This is a genomic window from Prevotella melaninogenica, assembly GCF_018128065.1.
GTDB lineage: Bacteria > Bacteroidota > Bacteroidia > Bacteroidales > Bacteroidaceae > Prevotella.
The window spans coordinates 1,751,558-1,771,706 of sequence record NZ_CP072360.1 but is presented as its reverse complement, the minus strand read 5'-3'; the positions used below and the strand labels follow the sequence as shown (position 1 = coordinate 1,771,706).

The following is a 20,149-nucleotide window of genomic DNA, read 5'->3' as shown; positions in this document are numbered from 1 at the left end:
TTTGTGTGAATGGCAATAGGAAAGTCTTATTTTAATGTAAATACCATATTTGTGGTATGCTAAATAACATAAAGAGTGTATTTCACATATCAGTAAATGTCCGTACCTTTGCATCCGTAAACAAAGAATTATTAAGAAACATAACTCCAAAGAATATGGCAAAGATAGTAAAAAACTCACAGAACTTATAGGCAATACGCCACTGTTAGCACTTAATAAATTCTCTGCTGAGAAAGGAGTTGACACACCTGTTCTCGCAAAGATAGAGTATTTCAATCCCGGTGGCAGTGTGAAGGATCGTATAGCATTGGCTATGATAGAGGATGCTGAGGCTAAGGGGTTCTTAAAGCCCGGAGATACTATTATTGAACCAACCAGTGGAAACACTGGCGTTGGTTTGGCATTGGTATCAGCAGTGAAGGGATATAAACTTATTCTTACTATGCCTGAGACCATGAGTGTGGAGCGTCGTAATCTTGTGAAGGCATACGGTGCCACGGTGAAACTGACAAATGGCAAGGATGGTATGAAAGGTGCTATCAAGGCAGCAGAGGAGTTGCGTGATACGATTCCGGGTAGTGTTATCCTTCAGCAGTTCGAGAATCAGGCTAATCCAGAACGCCATTATCTTACTACTGGTCCAGAGATATGGCGTGATACAGATGGTAAGGTGGATATCTTTGTGGCTGGTGTGGGTACTGGTGGTACGGTTAGCGGTATTGGTCGTTATCTCAAGGAACAGAATCCAAATGTAAAGGTTATTGCAGTTGAGCCAAGTTCATCGCCTGTCTTGAGCGGTGGAGAGAGTGGAGCGCATAAGATTCAAGGTATTGGTGCAGGCTTCATACCAAACACATATAATAATAAGTATGTTGACGAAGTGTTCCAAGTAGAGAATGATCAAGCAATCCTTACTGGTCGTCAGTTGGCACGACAGGAGGGCTTGTTAGTCGGAATATCTTCGGGAGCAGCTGCCTTTGCTGCTGCAGAGATTGCTAAGCGCCCAGAGAATGTAGGTAAAACGATTGTGACGTTGCTGCCTGATACAGGTGAGCGTTATCTTTCAACAGTTCTTTACGCCTTTGACGAGTATCCTCTTTAGTCTTTTCCAAATTCTAAAATACTTTCCCAACAGACTGCTTTTGCCTTCAAGACAAGGCAGTCTGTTTTTTTCTTTGAACTTTGAACTTTGAACTTTGAACTTTGAGTTTTGACGTTTGAGGTTTGGACTATGAGCATTAACGTTTTACTTTTTACCTTTTTACTTTTCAACATGCGTTTACCTTGTCAGACTAAGTCTAAGGCTCACACCGAAGTCGTGGGTAGTTGTTGGATAACTGCCTGACGAGAGGAGCGGAGTATTGATCTGTAAGTCGTAGTAGAGGCTGGCTGTAACCAAACGGCTCAAGGTATAATCGCTTAAGAAAGAGAACTTGAACGCAGTATTACCGCTTGAAGCTGCCGATGTGAGTGAAGCAATATCACGTGTGAGCGATGCTTGCTGGCGGTAGCTCATGTCAAGACGTAAGTTGAGGTCACGGTTCAATCCGTTATTCTGACGAGAAGAACTATTGTCCTGCTGTGAGGTTTCTGTTGTTTTCTTCTTTTTACCCTTAACCACACGTCGTGTACCACTATTAAAGAGGTTGAAGTCGTTGATTCTGTAACCGATACCGATGACCCAGTCTTTTGATGAGGCTTCATTCAACTGTACGCTCGTCATAGAGAGCGACAGAACACGTGTTTGGCGATATTCTAAGCGTGCAGTGAGGTTGTTCTGTAAGGTAAGGTCAACACCGAGGAGTGGTGAGAAAGCCTCGTTGATACTCACCTGTGAGATGTTATACATCGAACTTGGGATTGGAGCACCTGTAGTAGCATCAGCAATGAAACCGAGTCCGTTCATGTATTCTTGCCATGTGCTATAACTCTGATAAGAGCCGATAGCAAAGATGCTGCGGTAAGCATGATTGATATTGACACTCTTGAAGAACTGTTCAAAGAATGGCAAACGAGAGAGACCACTATAACGGATAGACCAGTTAGGCAACATACTGCGCAGTGTAGGGAAGATATTGAGCCCGTTTCCGCTCATGCTGGTGTAAGCATTGAGGAAAGCAGGAACCATAACGTCAGCACTATACTTATTAACAGTACCTACTGCCGGACTGAAATGTCCGCCACCAAAGGAAGCAGGGTAAGTCGCATTGTTATATTGTGCCTCCACACGATTACGATAGGTATCGAGTGACTGCACGAAACGATTGAACGTTGGGCTATGGTAGCCGTTATTTGCATTTCCCTGACTTTCGAAGGCTGTACCTAACGAGAGGGTTGTCATGGTGAGCGAACCGCTCTGTGTTGTAGGCGTACCCGTGTACATATATTGGATGCTCCGTGAGGTTGTTTGCATTCGACTGGCAGTAAGGTCAATCTTAAAGTCCTTGAATGGTTCAAGTGTCATGCGAATCTGTAAGTCTTCTGTGCGATTCGTTACAGCAGGTGTAGCCACGCTATCGTTCATAAGCAACCAGTTGTTATCACGTGCCTTACCGATATAGTCATCATCAATAAGACCGAATGCGAAGTCAAGACCAGGCGATAAAGCACCTGTTCCACGTGTCTGTCCAAAGGCATCACCCACCGTTGGCATAAAGCCAGGCAGTGCCATTGCATATTGGTCACGATAAGAAATACTTGCCGAACGTACCATCATCAGCGCACGTGCCACACATTGTGCCGTCTTATACCAACCCTTATTATCGAGTGGTTCCTTAGGCGTTACGGTAAGTTTCATGCGGATGGCAGAGTCTGTACGGTTGAAGACTTTCAACTGTGTATCACCTATCTTACGATACTTAATTTTGAGTGCCTTTCCTCTTTCGTCCTTAGCCGAAACGATAAGGCGTTTTGTATTCTTGCCATGTGGGACAAGGATAGCAGAATCGGCATTGATAACGATTTCCTTTTCAAAGCTCTTCTGGTTCTTAGGCAGTGCTTTCTTCTTGTCGTCATCTTGCCCTTTCTCCTTTCTTTCTTTTTCTTTCTTTTCCCTCTCAGTTTTCTTCTGTTCTGCTGTTAGTTTAGGGCGAGTCGGACGAGCACGGTTAAACCGTTCATTGGTCTTCTTGAGGAAAGGAATATGATTATAAAGTCGTTCAAAGTTAAAGGTGCTGTTGATGTTCAAAGCACGATTACTTGTGATGGTGTTACCAAGGGAGGTACCATCATCAAGCTTTGTTCCACGCACCCAAGTATAGGATGCGTTATAGTTTGCATCAGCGTTCACCCAGTCGAAAATAGGTAGGAGATTGAGCGGAAGCTGATAAGAAAGCGTAAAGTTCTGCTGGTAGTCGAGTGGTGTACCGAAGTGCTTGATACTTGTCCACACTGAGTCTTTCCATGCCTGATAGCGGTCGGCATAGAGGTCTTTATTGATAGGTGTGTAAGGTTCTTCTATTTCGGCATGTGTTGCACTTTGGAAGTTCATGTGGAGGTTGCGTGTCAAGTCCCAACGCAGAGTAAAGTCACGGTTCCAAAGGAACTGTTCGCTGAAGGTGAGTGGGAGCAGACTATTCTCAGTCGACTCCATATCACGCTCCTGTAGCTCGTAATAGTTACGTACCATTTCGGTGTTGAAGGTAACGTTCTGTGGTAACCAGTTCAAGCCAAAACGCTTGAGGATTTCAAACCATTTCGATCTACTCTTGATAAGTTTCTTGAAAGGTTCCCAAGGCTTATAGACTGGTGTCCAGTTATAGTTCAGCGCACCACGCCAGTTGTCTTCATTCTCATAAACCGTTGTCTCGCCTGATGTGTGAGAGTGAGAATGGCTATAAGAGAATGAGAAGTTAGCAGGGTCGTATGGCATAGGGTGATTCTTTGTCTGAATACCGACACGCACATTAGACAAAGAGAAGTTTGTTGTCAGTCGTTTCGTAACGGCAATCGACTCGATAGAGTCACGCTCCTGACGATTAGCAGTACCGTCAAGGGCATCCTTTAATTCCATATCCGTGTCGAGTGGATTGTACTTAGGACGATTTTCACTCTTGGTAACGCTGTAATATAACGGTGCAGAAACCTTTGCCTTATCAGGGAAGAACTTTCCTAACTCAAGGCTTGTGGTAACAGAAACATCTGTTTTAGACTCCTGCTGTCGCTCGTTAACACCCTGCTCCAAACCACCAAAGCCATCAGTGCTATGGCTGGCATTAACATCCACAGTACCGAAATCGGAGAGTTGCAGGTTGAGCTGACCTCTTGCTGCCCATCCACCTTCGTTATTAAACTCCTGTAAGCGTAGCTCATTCACCCATACCTCACCACTCTTCTGACTGCTGGAAAGGTTGCGAACACCGATAATCATCGTCTTTACTTCACCCAATGTAGGGTTACCCATCACAGTAACTTTGTTAGCAGGACGGTCCGTATCATAAACAGAGAAAGCGCGATTATAGCTTGCTGTTCCTGCACCACGTGCCTGATTACGTTGCTTCTTCACGGAGGTGAGGAACTTCAATGGTATGTCGAGCATGTTCTCCTCTGGCCATACGATACGACGTTCCTGACCAGTGTACATGTCATAATGGCCTGGAGCTGACAGCTTCAAAGGAATTTCATACTCGTAGTAGTTGTTCTTGTAATCAGAACCCAAGCGGATGAACACAGCCAACTGGTTATCCGTAAGATTAGTAGTGTTTTGCTCAAAGGCGTTGGCGTGTACGAACATCTGCAAACGTTTGTACTGGCGAAGGTCGAGAGTTGTATTCTTATAGACAGCCTTTGACTCACCTGTTCCAAGATTGTTTACAACCATTGAGAGTGCCTGTTCGTTCTCCTCAACCAATTGTGGCTGGTTAGGGTCTTGTCCACGACGAATACCTGGAGGCAATACATAGTTCACAGGAACCTTGTCATTATTCTCTTCAAGGCTCACAGCACTCACTGACATTGTACCCGAATTACTTGCAGAGTTGGTAAGGTTCTGCTGATACTGACGCCACTTACCACTTACAAGGTCGAAGGTTCCAAAGCGGAGTACGATAGGTTTTGCGAAACCAGTGAGGAACATACGCATGAAGCGGATGCTGGTAAAGCCACTGATGCTACCCACACGCTTCTGGAACTCTTCCAATGGAATACGGAACTGATACCATGTGACAGGTTCAGAGCCACCCTTACGCAGTGGGGCTGAGGCTACACGCTTATCAACAATGAAGTTCTGACCTACGACAAGGTCTTGTGGACGAATACTAATATGATACTGGTAGTATTTCTCATATTCGTTCAGCGTGTAGTCCTGATTGATATCCTCTACATCAGGCGTTGTTTTATACGAGGTATCGTAACGCTCGTTGTTGTTGTCATTGTCTGGTGAGTTACCCTGTGGGTTGTTGATGCGCTTATATCGTTCAAGGATAGAAGCCTTCTTTGCATCCCAATCAGAGCCACGGAAGTAGTGGTAGTCATCATTGGCAGGGTCTGCCCATATCGAGTCAAAAACAGCTTGATTAGTATTGGCACGAGCTGCTGTAAGGAAGTTCTGATAAGAAGCAAACTGTTGTTCTTCTTCATCTGTCAGACCGTTAAAGCCGACATCCTGCTTTGCGCGACTACCCTTTGAAGTTGCGAAGGCGTATGTAATCGTACTTTGTGTTGGGATTTTACCCCATTGTGTTGTTGTCCATGACGAGCTACCATCTACTGGCATACCACTCTCATAGAATTTCTTACCGTCTTTCAGAACGTCCTCTGACACCTCACCAAGGTTGATATAGAAATCACCACCATACTGATTGGCATTCGGTAGTTGGTTAGAGTAGATGAATGGGTCGAGCATCCAGAACTCTATATATTCGATGTTAGCAGTTTGGAAGTCGTTAGTGTCCAACTTACGCATCATACCTCCCCATGTTCCAGTAGGATTCGTGAGGTGTCCGTTAACGTCAATATTCGGATTGAAGTTATACGGTCCACGCTCAGAAGGATAGTAGGCAAGGTTCAGAATATTTAATGTAGAGATAGAACCGCTATAGTTTCTATCACGATTTGGGAACAATTCAGTAACTGGAATCTCACGTACATAATGGTTAGAGAGCTGCTCAAGGTCACTCTTAATGTGTCCCGGTGTCAGTGAACTACTGCGACGAGTGAAGAGTGGGTCGATAGTGTACCATGCCAAAAGACTTCGGTTGAAGCCACTACGAAGGGTTGTTTTATCTGAATACTCAGGGAAGTCTGATGGTACACTGGAGATAATCCAAGAGGTAGGCTGACTTACGTCGATGGTTGTCTTTGCTCCCTCAAAGTCATCGAGATAAGAAGCGTTGTCCTGTGTTCCCTTGCTCTGGCCAGCCAATAACTGTGCAAACTCAGCAGAGAAGGTGATATAAGAAGGCTGTGTAACGTGTAGGAAAGGAATCTTATTGAGCATATTTGTAAGCCACTGCCTCTCTTTCTTCCAGTTGATGTTCAGTCCCCAAATGGTGTTGTTGAGGGGTTCAGAACCCATATTCACCTTTGTTGTCAATGGCTGTTCAGACAGGTGCATGAATGTACCACCAATCTGAAAATCCTTCGAGAAGTCGTATTCCCAGTTTACACCTATCATCGTCTTGCGTTCCTGTTGGTAAGCACTCTGGCTTTCCAACGATACGTTGATAGCCGTACCTGCATCAATGATGCTCTGGTTAAGGATAGTCACCTCGCCGGCACTGTAATCAACGCTATAGTCAGAACCCTCATTCAAGGTTACACCTCCCGCTGTTACTACCACCGATCCTTGTGGAACATTGTAGGCACCAAGGGAAATTACATTTGCTGCCGAGCCACGATACTGACCAACAAGGACGAACTTATCCTTTTCGGCAATCTGCTTTGCGATAGTCTTTGTCGAGTCGTAGAGTTGCTCGAAGACATACTTGTCTGCAATGGCAGCCGTAACTCTTTTATCCATCAAGGCTTTGCGAAGTCCGTTACCGAAAGGCTCGGCCATCGGAAAGAATACACGTCCGTTGCTGATGGTATAACCCTCCACGTAGTCAAAATAACCATTGGAATGTGGATTGTTATTATTATCCAATCGGTCAGCATTGAGAAGTTTGATGAGTGTTTGGGTCTTTACCTGTGGTTCAGGGATATACGAAATGTAAACACCAGTTGTATCGCTCTGGTATTTCACGTCAAGGCGGAACTTATCGCGCTCAATGTTTGAAGCAAGGTAATAGACGTTCTTCATCATCAAGTCCCAGTTTCCCTGCTTAGGATTATTGCTGGTGTTCTTCAATGATTTGACGAAGAGTGCCTCGTTGATATTGGTACGGTCGCTGGCAAACTCACCTACTTGATAGGTTACACCACCGTAGGTGTATTCATAGGCAATCGCTAAAACTTGATCAGTCTGTAATCCACTCTTCAATGAGATATAACCCAAAGCATTGTTGACAGTATATTCAGAACTATTGAGCAGTCGAGCATTAGCCAATTTCTCATAGTCGTTACCACCAACAAGTCCTGCACCATCAAGGATACCTGTCACTTGGTCAATGTCACGAGCAGCAGGATAGGTCTGTGTGATTGTGCTGTATTCTGTATTGGCATTGTTCGTAGGGACTGCTCCTGTACCCGTTCCCCACAAGTCGGTACGGCTAATCTTCTTGTTTTCGCCAAGGTCGGTCAACGCCACGATGTTACGTGTGTTGCTGGTCGTACCAGTCTTATTCGTCACCCATACTTCCACACGATTAATCGTAACACCTGTCTTGAGGTTAGGCAGTGACTTCATAGCCACATCATAGTTGTCACGGAAGTATTGTGAAAGGAAGAAGTGGCGGTTCTCTTCATAGTCGGCAGCATCAATTTCAAATGGTGTAAGCTGTTTGCCACCGCGTGAGCTAACGCTCTTGTTAGAACTCTTTTTCTGTGATAATACGGTCTGTAATTTCAGTTTACCAAACTGCATGTCAGTACGTATACCGAAGAGTGCTGATGCTCCTTGTACGAGAGAGTTGTTAGAAGGAAAAGTCACATTACCACCCTCAACGAGTTTGATAATCTCATCTTCCTTACCTTCATATCTTAGTTTGAAGTTCTGTGCATCAAAGTCGAAGGTTGCATCGGTGTTGTAGTTAAGGTTCATGTTCACCTTGTCACCCACCTTACCATTCACATTGACGTTGATTTTCTCATCAAAATCCATTGCCGTTGTCTTACGATTACGGATAGGAAGTGATGGGTTGTCAATGTTCTTGATGTTTGCACCGAATTTCAGTTCAGCCGAACCCTGTGTCTTGATACGTACACCACCGGGACCGAAGATCTTTTCAGCAGGACCCAGTGAGAACTGCATATCAGTGAAATCAAACTTATCCTTACCTTTCTCCTTCAGTATCTCTTGATTCTTTGAGCGATAGTAATCAGCAAAGCTACGCTTCTCTGTCCATTTCCTATACTCCTCTGGTGTCATCATAATAGGCGCCATCACGTAGGTTTTGCCAATCTTATAACCAATGATATAGCGATCGAGAGAATCGTTATACTCCACAGTCTGTCGCATATTCTCAGGTCGGATAAGGTCGGTAGAGTTCTCTCTGAGGTCGTCGTAGGTAACAGGTGTTGTGCGTTGCACCTTCCAACGAGGATGTAGCAGAGAGTCAGGGATAGTTTCCTCGTCAATCTCCACTTCAATAGGTTTCGCTTTCTTAACCGTATCTGGTGGTGCTACCGTGTAGACCAGTTTCGCAAGAGGTGCAAAACTAAGTGCTGAGCGTCCCCAGCTTAACAGTCCGATACTGCCAAGAAATATGATGATAAGGATAGATATGTAATGCTTTCTTTTCAAGAAGAATGGTTGATTGGATACCTCCCCAAGCCCCTCCAAAGGAGGGGATGTGTTGGAGTCGGTGGATTGTTATAACCGATGATAAGCCTTAACATACAGCAAAGTGCAGTTGTAGGCGGTAATCACGCCCCTCTCCATTCGGAGAGGGGATGGGGGTGAGGCTTTTTACTTAATCATCTTCAACGCCATCTTCACAACCTGCTCTACTGGCAGGTCTGGCTGTTCTGTGAGAATACTTACAACAACCTTAGCTGATGGGGCAGGAGAGAAGCCAAGCATGGTCAATGCACTGACTGCTTCATCTTTGATAGCAGTGTTGACAGCTGGTGTATTAGGCTGACTGCTAACATGCAATTCGTCTGCAATACCACTCTGCATAATCTTGTCCTTCAGGTCAACGATAATGCGCTGTGCTGTACGGAGTCCGATTCCTTTCACCGTCTTCAGCATCTTCTCGTCACCATTGGCAATGACATTGCATAGCTCTGCAGGTGTCAGCGATGAGAGAATCATACGAGCGGTATTCGCACCGACCCCCGAAACGGTAATCAATAATCGATAGAGCGAACGTTCCTGCTTATTGGCAAAGCCATAGAGCGTATAGTTATCATCGCGTCCACCTGTCATAATAGCCTCGTGCACATAGAGTTTTATGTCTTTCTTACCCTGTATGGCACTATAAGTATTAAGCGAAATATTCAGTGCATAGCCTACGCCATGTGCCTCGACAACAGCCAAAGCAGGTGTCAGGTCAGCCAGTTCGCCCCTGATGTATTCAATCATAATCTAATAAAATAATCCTTGTTGCGGCAAGGCGTTTTGTATATACAGAATTAATAACGTAACGAATAAAAGTTTATTGCGTATAATGTATAAAAAGCAGCAAAACAACCAAACGACCCAACAACTGGCCCCTCCCCCTTACCCCTCCCCCAAAGGGAGGGGAGTGAAATGTACTATATGCTTGTAGATTGCTTGCAAGAAAAGAGTCAACTCCCAAATAGAATAACTTGTTTACACATAAACTTGTCTATCTGTAAACTCGTGTACTAACCAAAAGGGGTATCTCGCTGATTACGCCCCTCCCTTTGGGGGAGGGGTAAGGGGGAGGGACCAGCTGTGGTTGTGGCTACTACATAATTATGTTAAAAATGCTCCCTAAAGCGATACTTTCTGCAATGAAAACGTTACTTTTGCAATAGATAACGAGTATTAAACGATATAAAGTTAAAGTTATATGAAAAAGATTAGAGCAGCCGTTGTGGGCTATGGTAACATTGGCGCTTATAGTGTTCAGGCACTTGAAGCAGCACCGGATTTTGAGATTGTAGGTATTGTTCGCCGTCAGGGTGACAAGGATAAACCATTGGAACTGACCCCATACGAGGTTGTTGATGATATAACAAAGTTGAAGGATGTTGATGTAGCTATTCTTGCTGCACCAACGCGTAGCTGCCCAGAGTTTGCAGAGAAGATTACAGCTATGGGTATCAATACAGTAGACTCTTTCGATATTCACGGTTCAATCCTTGACTATCGCACCAAGCAAATGGAGAATAATAAGCGTACTAACACCGTTAGTGTTATTGCTGCTGGTTGGGATCCGGGTTCTGACTCAATCGTTCGTATCTTGATGGAGAGCCTCGCACCAGAGGGTCTTTCTTATACCAACTTTGGTCCGGGTCGTTCAATGGGTCACTCTGTTGTGGCTCGCAGCAAGAAGGGCGTTAAGGAAGCATTGTCAATGACTATTCCTCTCGGTGAGGGGATCCACCGTCGTATGGTCTACGTTGAGTTGGAAGAGGGTGCTGACCTTGAGGATGTAAAGAAGGAACTCAAGGCTGATGACTACTTTGCACACGACGAGTTGCACGTGTTTGCTGTACCAAGCGTAGCTGCTTTGAACGATGTTGGTCATGGCGTTCACATGACACGTAAGGGTGTGAGTGGTAAGACCCACAACCAGCACTTCTCTTTCGATATGTCTATCAATAACCCTGCGCTCACAGCACAGGTACTTGTTAACGTGGCACGTGCAAGTATGCGCCTTGCTCCAGGTTGCTATACAATGCCTGAGATCCCAGTCATTGATATGCTTCCAGGTAGCCGCGAGGATATTATTGCGAAGTTGGTGTAAGGCTATTAGCCTAATTAACCCTATTAGCCTAATTAGCCCAATAACCTCCCCCCTAATAATGGCAACCACTCGCTGGTTGCCATTATCTTTTCGTGTAATATATAGATGTGCAATGGCTTTTTTTTGTACTTTTGCAACTAATATGAGAACTTTCCAACATAAAGTAACAGTAAATGACATGGGTGCCATCGTGGTTTTTGCCCTTGGTGCTTTCTTTTGTCTGTGGAATCGCACGAACACGCTGATGGTGATACTCGGTTTTTTACTTATTATTGTGACTGTCAGAGCTATTGATCGTGCCATTCATACTAAATACGTGTTGACTGATGATGGTGTTTTGGAGGTGAAGACAGGGCGTGTAGGACAGACAAAGCGTGTCCTTATCAGTGATGTGAAGACTGTTGAGAAGCGTTCGTTTGCTTTTCGGTTGGGATATTATGCATTGATAGAAATGATGAATGGTAGTGTTGTCAGCGTACAACCTGATAATGTCGATAGTTTCCTGTCAGCATTGAAAAAGCGAATAGAAAAGAAAGATAACGAAGTATGAGATTAAAATACTTATCGGCACTGGTCTTCGGTGTCATATTGAGTCTTCCTACACAGGCACAGGTATATTTAGATAGTACGGAGGTTGCTAACATCTTACATCCGAAAGCGGTTACAGTTGTTCAGACAAAGGTAGCCTCTGTTGCCAATGATGACAACGAAGAAGAGGAAGATACCGATAGCATTATTCCTGCTTTCGCTACTGATAGTCGCCTTAGTTGGAAGGAGAATATCACTGCTCGATTAGATGGAATACTCCGAAGTCCGCTTTTAGAGACCGTACAAACAAGTCTGATGGTATGGGATTTGACGGATGATGTCCCTGTCTATCAGTTTCGCGAACGGCTTCATCTGCGCCCTGCTTCTACGATGAAGTGTTTTACGGCTATCGCAACATTGGATAAGCTCGGGGCTGATTATGACTTTAAGACGCGCATCTACTATATGGGTGAGATTGACGACTCTACACAAGTCTTACGTGGCGACCTCTATTGCGTGGGCGGAATGGACCCGATGTTCTCTTCTTCAGATATGATAGTGTTGGCACGTGCAGTACGTGATCAAGGTATCAAAGGAATAGAAGGGAATATCTATGCCGACCTCTCTTTTAAGGATCGTAACCGTTTGGGCGAGGGTTGGTGTTGGGATGATAAGAACCCGAACCTCTCTCCTCTGTTGATTGATAGGAAAGATGACTTTATCTATCGTTTCTCTCGTCAGTTGGAGGAGATGGGTGTGACGCTGAATGGTTCTACTGGCGAACGTCAGCTACCAACTGATGCACAGTTGTTAACGACGTGCACACATTCTATCCGTCAGGTGCTCCATCGTATGATGAAGCAGAGTGACAACCTCTATGCTGAGTCTATGTTCTATCAATTGGCTGCTAATGGTGGCACACGATGGGCAAGTGCGAAGATGGCACGACAATATGAGAATGCACTCTTCGGCCGTCTCGGACTGAATCCACGTGATTATAATGTTGCTGATGGTTCTGGCTTGTCTTTATACAATTATGTGAGTACCGAACTTGAAGTAAAGCTGTTGCGTTATGCTTATCAGCGTTCTGATATCTATGATGCCTATCTTGAGGCACTGCCGATAGCGAGCGTAGACGGAACATTGAAGAAAAGAATGCGTGGTACGGCTGCAGCAGGCAACGTACGTGCAAAGACGGGTACGGTAAAGGGTGTTAGTTCGTTGGCGGGTTATCTCACTGCTTCCAACGGTCATCTGCTCTGTTTCTCTATTATTAATAATGGTGGACTCAGCAATGGACCTATGCGTAATCTCCAAAACAAGATTTGTGTGGCGTTGTGTCAATAGGGCTTATTAGGCTAATTAGTCCAATTAGCCCTATTAGCCTTATTAGCCCAATTAGCCTTATTAGCCCAATCCCTCTTTTTAAAGAATTATGATACCAAACCTTCCCCATCATCTCCTTAAAGATGTCCTTGAAGAGATAAGAATCTTTGTCGAGAACATCATTGAGTCAATCGGTGTACATGGTCATACCGTTCCTGTATTGCGTCATGTCTTATTGACTTTAGTAGCAATCTTGTTGGCTTTCATTGCCGAACGAATCTGTAAATACTTATTCGTCCCCCTTGTACTTCGTCTGGTAAAGCGCACGCAAGCTCGATGGGACGATGTTGTCCTTGACCATCAAGTGCTGCGCACAGCCTGCCACATTGTCCCTGCCTTGGTGATATGGCAGTTGATGCCGCTTGTCTTCTATCAGTACCCTATGGCTCAGGTGGCTTTGATACGAGTAACTGCCGTCTATCTCACCGTAGCAACGACGCGTCTTGTGACGAAACTCATCGACCGTCTTCGCTATCTTAACACGAAACCCGGTGATTCGACGAGCCTTTATCTTAAGTCTTTCTGTGGTGTGTTGAAGATTCTTGCTATCTTTATTGCTGTGATTGTGGTGGTTGGAATCCTTATTAATCGTAGTCCGATGACGTTGTTGGCAGGATTAGGTGCTACATCAGCTATCTTGATGTTGGTTTTTAAGGACACTATTGACGGACTTGTTGCAGGAATTCGTCTGAATAGTAATGACATGATTCACATTGGCGATCATATCACGCTGCCAGGTGGTTTTGTTGATGGAACGGTAATCGATATCACGCTGACAACGGTAAAAGTGCGCCAGTCTGACAATACTATCACCACCGTGCCACCCCTAACATTGGTCAGTGGAATGCTTCAAAACTGGAAAGGCGTACAGGATGTTGACGGACAGCGGGTTAAGAGGATGATTTATCTTGATGTGCGCAGTATCCGTGTGGCTGACGATACGCTCAAGCAGCAGCTTATTAATAAAGGTCTGGCAACGGCTGACGACCTAAAGGGAGAAGTAATTACTTCCGCCCTCTTCCGTCGTTATCTGGAGAACTATCTTGCAAAGCGTGAGGATGTCAATGAGAAGATGTCGTTACTTGTTCGCCAGCTTGAGGCGACACAGGCGGGTGTACCTATGGAACTTTACTTCTTCCTTCGTCAGAAAGACTGGATTCCTTACGAGCATGCCATGGCAGATATCCTCGAGCATGTCTATGCCTACGCCAATGAGTTCGGATTGAAGGTCTATGAACAGATGCCTATGCAGTAACTGGCAGTGTGCAGAGCCTTAACACCAATGGTGCGGATGGTCAACACATATGGTGTGGAGGCTTAGCACATTATAAGAAGGAACTGTTGTCGATGCTATTAAGAGTTAGAATAGAGACGTATCGGGTAGTAATCACTCTCTTTATAGTCTAATATTGCTTACTAAGCCATTCTTTTCAAAAGAAAAATAGTTCACGAATGGGAGTTCTTTCCTTTTGTTTGCATGTAGATATAAGGACGAGAAACATTTTTACAGGTTGAAGACACATTTGATGTGTGTGGGTCTTGGAATAACTTTGCTATAAGTAGTAACTATTTGTAGCAAGGTTTTCTTGCAGGATGTACCTATCTTTTTCTTGTTCTTGCTTTGTCATATCATCGGTTTATGTTATCTTTGTAGCATAATGATTGACAGACCGACCGTAGACAGGATTATGAATGCGTCGAATATCGTTGAGGTAATTAGCGATTTCGTTTCTTTACGCAAGGCGGGAACAAGCTACAAAGGCTTGTGCCCTTTCCATGATGATCGTACACCATCGTTCTCCGTCAGTCCGGTGAAAGGTGTTTACAAATGCTTTTCATGTGGCGCAGCGGGAAATGTGGTGAAGTTTATCATGGAGCATGAACAGATGACTTATCCTGAAGCCTTGAAGTGGCTTGCGAATAAGTATCATATTGAGGTGCATGAACGCGAGCTGACGAATGAAGAGAAGCAGCAGGAGAATGAACGAGAATCAATGTTCTTGGTTAATGAGTGGGCTGCAAAGTACTTTAGTGACATCTTGCACAACGATGTTGATGGTATGGCTATCGGTATGCAGTACTTCCGCAGTCGTGGCTTTCGAGACGATATCATTCGTAAGTTCCACTTAGGTTTTTGTTTGTCGAACCGTCATGCCTTTGCTGATGCAGCATTAAAGGCTGGTTTTCAGAGAGAGTTTCTTGTCAAGACAGGTCTTTGCTTTGAACGTGAAAACGGAGAACTCATTGATCGCTTCAATGGGCGTGTGATGTTTCCGTGGATTGGCGTGAGCGGTAAGGTGACAGCCTTTGGTGGCCGATTGTTGGATGAGCGGACGAAGGGCGTAAGTCAGAAGTATGTCAACTCCTCCGATAGTGTTATCTATCATAAGGAACGAGAACTCTATGGTATCTTCCAAGCAAAGAAAGCAATTGCCAAGCACGACCTTGTTTATATGGTGGAGGGATACACAGACGTTGTCTCTATGCATCAGTGTGGTATTGAGAATGTCGTGGCCAATAGTGGTACGGCACTTTCAGTACATCAGATTAGACTGCTGCATCGTTTCACTTCCAATATCGTTTTGCTCTATGATGGTGATGCGGCTGGTCAGCATGCGGCTCTTCGAGGAACGGATATGCTGTTGGCAGAAGGTATGAATGTGAAGGTACTGTTGCTTCCTGATGGTAAAGATCCAGATGAGTTCGCGCGTAGTTACAATGCAGAAGATTTCAGAAAGTATATTGAAGACAATCAGACAGACTTCATTGTCTTTAAGATTAATGTACTCTTGAACGGTGTCACTGACCCTATCAAGCGTTCAGAGGCAGTTGCTTCAATAGTGCAAAGTATTTCTGTTATCAAAGACCCGATACTCCGTGATACCTATATCCGAGAGTGTGCCAACCGTACAGGCATATCGGAACGTACGCTGATGGAACAGATGAATCGTAATATCTATTCCAATCGGGAGCAGCAGACACGTGAACAACAGCAACATCGGGCTGCTGTCATTGAGGAACAACGGGAGGAGGCACAAGCAATGGCATCTACTCAAACTGTATCTAAGGTAGAACAGATGCTTATTCAAGCTGTTGTCAAAGATGGCGAGAAGATTATCTTCCGTGATGTGAAAGACGAGAATAGCGGACAGGTATATAATCTTACCGTAGCACAATACATTGCTTACGACCTTGGAAGTGATAATCTCGGCTTTTCTAATGAGTTATATAAGAAGATACTGCAGGAAGCTGTAGAGCATTGTGGTGAAGAAGGCTTTAAGGCAGAGGAGTATTTCACACAGCATGTGGATATCAACATTGCGTCCGTAGCAGTGAGATTGAGTGTAGATCGTTTCCAACTTGCAGAAAGCCTGCAGGTGAAAGAAACGGAACAGACTTTGCGTGATCGTGTTCTACACCTTGTCGCTGACTTTCGTTTGGACTACGTATCGTCTCGTTTGAAGGAATTAAATGTGCAACTTCTTCAAACAAAAGATTCAGGAGAGATGCAACAGATAATGGGAGAAATTATGAAGATACAGAATCTTCGTAATGAATTGGCAAAGAAAACTGGTACTAATATTCTGGTATGATGAATTTGATAAGAAAGTTATTCAATCCTCCACTTAGGCTCTCAAGCCTTGATATGGGTGAGAATAAAAGGATAGTTTCAAAGGCATTGAAGGAACTCAACTGTATAGGAGAGTGGCGAGAAGAGAAAGATGCTGCAATCGTTCGCTTTGGATTTCAGAGTGGACATTTTGGTATTCGTATCTTCAGTAAGCATCCACAGGTAGAGTTGTCGTTTCTCTTCTTTGCTGAGGCTGAGATGAAAGATATAAATATTGTGCGCCATGTGTGCAACCATTTCAACCTTAACTCTGATGGACCTCGCTTCAGCTATACTATCAATGAGGAAACAAATGTCATAGACTTGCATATCTTGACGGCTCTTCTATTAGATGAAGACCGTGCCCAAGATATTCTTTCTTCGGCAATGGTTGATATGTTTGCATGGCAGAATTCTTTATAAGGAATCTGACAGACATAAAGAATGATGCTAAGAATTCGTCTACAACTGACTTGGAATGGGCTTCAAAAGAAGTTGAACGTGACATCTTCCTACTTCGTGAACAGGAACTAAGACATCAGAAGAAGGGGGCTGAGTGGCGACAGAATGATAAAGAAGCTGCTACCTTAAGGCAGTGGATGGATAAGGTCTTCGGTTATGTGGATGTTGTCTTCTCAGAGTTGACAGTTATCACAGATGCCGTTATGGTCATCAATGACCGTGAGTCTATTGCTACCTACAATCTCTCTGATACATTGATTGCAAATGGTTCATTCGTTCGACAGAAGGCAATGCTTGATCTTGTGTTCTTCCTCCCAGCTCATCCTACGACACGTCGCCGTATGACTTTTAGTATTCAGCAGGCTGATGGTTGTGATGATGTGCTTTATTATCAGGTTGTTTCGACATTGTTGCCATTGCCGTCTGGTACTGGTAGACCGCTTCATACGAGGGAAGTGCAGGTGCAATCGCATTCAGTCTTGTTGGCATACGACCTTCGTTCAACAAAGCAGTTGCAGGATGAGTTCGTCTATATGTGGAAGGAAGCTAAGAGTAAACTGACTAATGGTGAGGAGAATCAGCTTACGGAAGAGCAGCGGATGATAGCCAATGTAGAAATATGGATGCAGCTCGTTTTGTTTATCGTAGTCGAACACTCTATCGTCAGAAGCGTTACTATGAGGCTGTTGCTTATTTGGAGAATGCTTACCAGCTGTTGAATTCATATTTACAGAAACAGAGTAAGACTGAACGAAGCCTCTTCTTTGAGGTATGTTATATGTTGGGTTTCTGCTATAACGAGTTGCGCCAGTATGACCGAGCTTATTATTACCTCACGTTTGTAATCGGGCTTAATCGTGCGCTCTATGCTGAGGAGTATGTGAACTGTATGATTTATTTGGGTGACTATCGTTCGCTGATGACCATTGACGGTATTCTGGAGGATTTGCACACTTCTATTTCTGATGATGAGGAAGGTGAGGTTGAGCAGTCGTTACGTCCTTTTTTGCACTTCCTTTATCGACGAAAAGCTTATGTTTTGATAGAGTTGCGGAGGCTTGATGAGGCGGAAGAAATACTTCGTCAGATGATTGATGACCCAGAAAGTGGTGACTTTGCCTTAGATGAATTGGCATATATACAGCAGTTGCGAGAAAAAGAAAGAATCAGCAGAGCAGACATTTCAAAGAGTTAATGAAAAGAAGAATATAGATGATTTATGTTCATTGGGCATTCTTAGCAATCTACGTTGTTGTCATCATTATTGTAATGGTGCGCGTATTGATGGATAACCGACAGCCAGCCAAGACAATGGCGTGGATGTTGGTGCTAACGTTTATCCCAATGTTAGGCATTATTCTTTATTTCTTCTTTGGTCAGACCACACGGAAAGAGCGTAAGATATGGCAGTATAGTATGGATCAGCTGACAAAGCATTCCATGTTGGAGTTTGTTGAACAGAAGCGACTCCATCTGCCTATTGAGTATCGCGAACTCATCAAACTCTTTATGAATCAGAACTGGGCCTTACCTTTTAAGAACAACGAAACAGAGATTTATACTTCAGGATATGAGTTCTTCCCATCTCTACTGATGGAGATTGGTAAGGCTGAACACCACATCCATTTAGATACTTTCATCATAGCCAGCGACCCCTTGGGACAAATTGTAGCTGATACGTTGATAGACAAGGCACGACAGGGAGTTGAGGTCCGTGTTATCTATGATGATGTAGGTTCTTGGAAAACAAAGAATCGTTTCTTTGAACGTATGCGTGCTGAGGGAATAGAGGTATATCCCTTTATGCCTGTACGCTTCCCAGTCTTTACCAGTAAGGTGAACTATCGTAATCATAGAAAGATATGTGTTATTGATGGTGAGGTAGGTTTTATTGGTGGTATGAATGTTGCCAAGCGTTATATAAAGGGAATAAAGAAACTTGCTTGGCGTGATACACATGTTAAGATAACTGGTGCAGCGGTATATGGATTGCAACGTGCCTTTCTTGTAGATTGGTTCTTTGTGAGTCGTGAGTTGATAACCGACCACGTTTATTATCCTGCCAGCAAGGTTGCGGAGAATGATAGTCTTATTCAGATTGTCACCAGTAGTCCAACAAGTTTATGGCCAGAGATTGAGCAAGGATACGTAAGAGTACTTACCAGTGCAAAGCGATATGTCTATATGGAAACGCCTTACTTCCTTCCTACTGACCCAATTCTCTTTGCTATGCGTACAGCTGCTTTGTCGGGAGTTGATGTAAGACTGATGATACCTTACGAGACAGACACAAAGATTGTGGAATGGGCTTCACGCACTTATGTCTTAGCAACGGTAAAAGCGGGAGTAAAAGTTTATTTATATAAGGCTGGTTTTAATCATTCAAAACTTCTTGTTGCCGATGATAGTATAGCAACGATTGGTTCTACTAATGTTGACTTCCGTAGCTTTGAGAATGACTTTGAAGCAAATGCTTTCTTCTATGACAAGAAAATAGCATTAGAAGTAAAGGATATTTTCTTAAAAGACCAAGAAGCGTGTGTCTCCTTAGAAAATGTACGAAACCTTACACACCGTTCCTTCCTACAGCGATTGTGGGAGTCAATAATAAGACTCTTGAGTCCACTGTTGTAAAAGAGGGAAAGAGTTTATGCCTTATAATTCTCCTTTTTTAGAAACAGTGTCTTTATTCCCCTCTCTTGTTTTCCTGTTACTTTGTCTTTCTTATACCCTGTCTTTTGTCCTTTTGTTACTCTGTCTTTCTCATACCCTGTCTCTTGTTCTCCTTTCTTTTTTTATTTAATTTGTATATTTCTTTAGGTTTTCCTTGTTAATTCTAAAAAGATGTTATACCTTTGCGAGCGTGAACGAATTAGCAATGACATATCAAACGACTATAGCGCAGCAAAGAAACTTTGATTTCTTTGCCTTTTTAGTGCTTTCTATTTGGTGGTTTCAGATATTTTGCTAACACACAACTGGCGTTTAGTCTTCTATATTTTCTTTCATCCTACGCGTGCGAAGCGTGCCTTAACGCTTGTAAACAAAGGACTTCACGGAGTTTCCTTTGTTCGCTTTTTTGTGCCCTTTTGTGAACTCGATATAAGACAAATAAGAACGAAATAACAGCTATTTTAATCAATATACAAACAGGATGCGCTAACTGCGTATCCCCTAAAAATTA

12 protein-coding genes are annotated in these 20,149 nt (G+C 43.8%); 10 read left to right on the top strand and 2 right to left on the bottom strand.

What is annotated here, in order from left to right; all coding sequences use genetic code 11:
* Positions 1-130 precede the first annotated feature (130 nt).
* Positions 131-1,102: a cysteine synthase A gene (gene cysK, locus J5A56_RS12910; protein WP_211815605.1), complete on the top strand. Its 972-nt coding sequence runs from the start codon at positions 131-133 to the stop codon at positions 1,100-1,102.
* A gap of 177 nt (positions 1,103-1,279) precedes the next feature.
* Here cysK and sprA read toward each other — a convergent pair whose 3' ends face one another.
* Together sprA and ruvA are read right to left on the bottom strand one after the other, a co-directional pair.
* Complete coding sequence (sprA, locus tag J5A56_RS12905) at positions 1,280-8,842, bottom strand: cell surface protein SprA (protein ID WP_036920254.1); 7,563 nt, start codon at positions 8,840-8,842, stop codon at positions 1,280-1,282.
* A gap of 165 nt (positions 8,843-9,007) precedes the next feature.
* Entirely contained in the window at positions 9,008-9,625 is a 618-nt protein-coding gene (ruvA, locus tag J5A56_RS12900; RefSeq protein ID WP_021672674.1) for a Holliday junction branch migration protein RuvA, read from the bottom strand.
* Between the two features lie 454 nt (positions 9,626-10,079).
* Here ruvA and J5A56_RS12895 point away from each other — a divergent pair, with 454 nt between their 5' ends.
* The 9 genes from J5A56_RS12895 to cls all read left to right on the top strand — a co-directional run bounded on the left by J5A56_RS12895 (position 10,080) and on the right by cls (position 19,599).
* Entirely contained in the window at positions 10,080-10,979 is a 900-nt protein-coding gene (locus J5A56_RS12895; protein WP_021672675.1) for a diaminopimelate dehydrogenase, read from the top strand.
* 142 nt (positions 10,980-11,121) lie between these two features.
* On the top strand, positions 11,122-11,529 hold the full coding sequence (locus tag J5A56_RS12890; RefSeq protein ID WP_036920238.1) for a hypothetical protein: 408 nt from the start codon (positions 11,122-11,124) through the stop codon (positions 11,527-11,529).
* The gene (gene dacB / locus J5A56_RS12885; RefSeq protein WP_021672677.1) at positions 11,526-12,854 is read left to right on the top strand and encodes a D-alanyl-D-alanine carboxypeptidase/D-alanyl-D-alanine endopeptidase; all 1,329 of its coding nucleotides are present in this window, start codon (positions 11,526-11,528) and stop codon (positions 12,852-12,854) included. Before J5A56_RS12890 ends, dacB begins: the two co-directional genes overlap by 4 nt.
* A gap of 88 nt (positions 12,855-12,942) precedes the next feature.
* Positions 12,943-14,148 carry a mechanosensitive ion channel family protein gene (locus tag J5A56_RS12880; protein WP_021672678.1) on the top strand — a complete coding sequence of 402 codons (1,206 nt, stop codon included), beginning with the start codon at positions 12,943-12,945 and terminating at the stop codon, positions 14,146-14,148.
* 403 nt (positions 14,149-14,551) lie between these two features.
* Complete coding sequence (dnaG, locus tag J5A56_RS12875; protein ID WP_021672680.1) at positions 14,552-16,486, top strand: DNA primase; 1,935 nt, start codon at positions 14,552-14,554, stop codon at positions 16,484-16,486.
* Between the two features lie 5 nt (positions 16,487-16,491).
* Entirely contained in the window at positions 16,492-16,926 is a 435-nt protein-coding gene (locus J5A56_RS13710; RefSeq protein WP_249112129.1) for a hypothetical protein, read from the top strand.
* On the top strand, positions 16,908-17,684 hold the full coding sequence (locus J5A56_RS13705; RefSeq protein WP_249112127.1) for a hypothetical protein: 777 nt from the start codon (positions 16,908-16,910) through the stop codon (positions 17,682-17,684). Before J5A56_RS13710 ends, J5A56_RS13705 begins: the two co-directional genes overlap by 19 nt.
* Positions 17,585-18,160 carry a hypothetical protein gene (locus J5A56_RS13700; protein WP_249112125.1) on the top strand — a complete coding sequence of 192 codons (576 nt, stop codon included), beginning with the start codon at positions 17,585-17,587 and terminating at the stop codon, positions 18,158-18,160. Before J5A56_RS13705 ends, J5A56_RS13700 begins: the two co-directional genes overlap by 100 nt.
* Before the next feature lie 17 nt (positions 18,161-18,177).
* Positions 18,178-19,599 carry a cardiolipin synthase gene (gene cls / locus J5A56_RS12865; protein ID WP_021672682.1) on the top strand — a complete coding sequence of 474 codons (1,422 nt, stop codon included), beginning with the start codon at positions 18,178-18,180 and terminating at the stop codon, positions 19,597-19,599.
* The last annotated feature ends 550 nt before the right edge of the window (positions 19,600-20,149 follow it).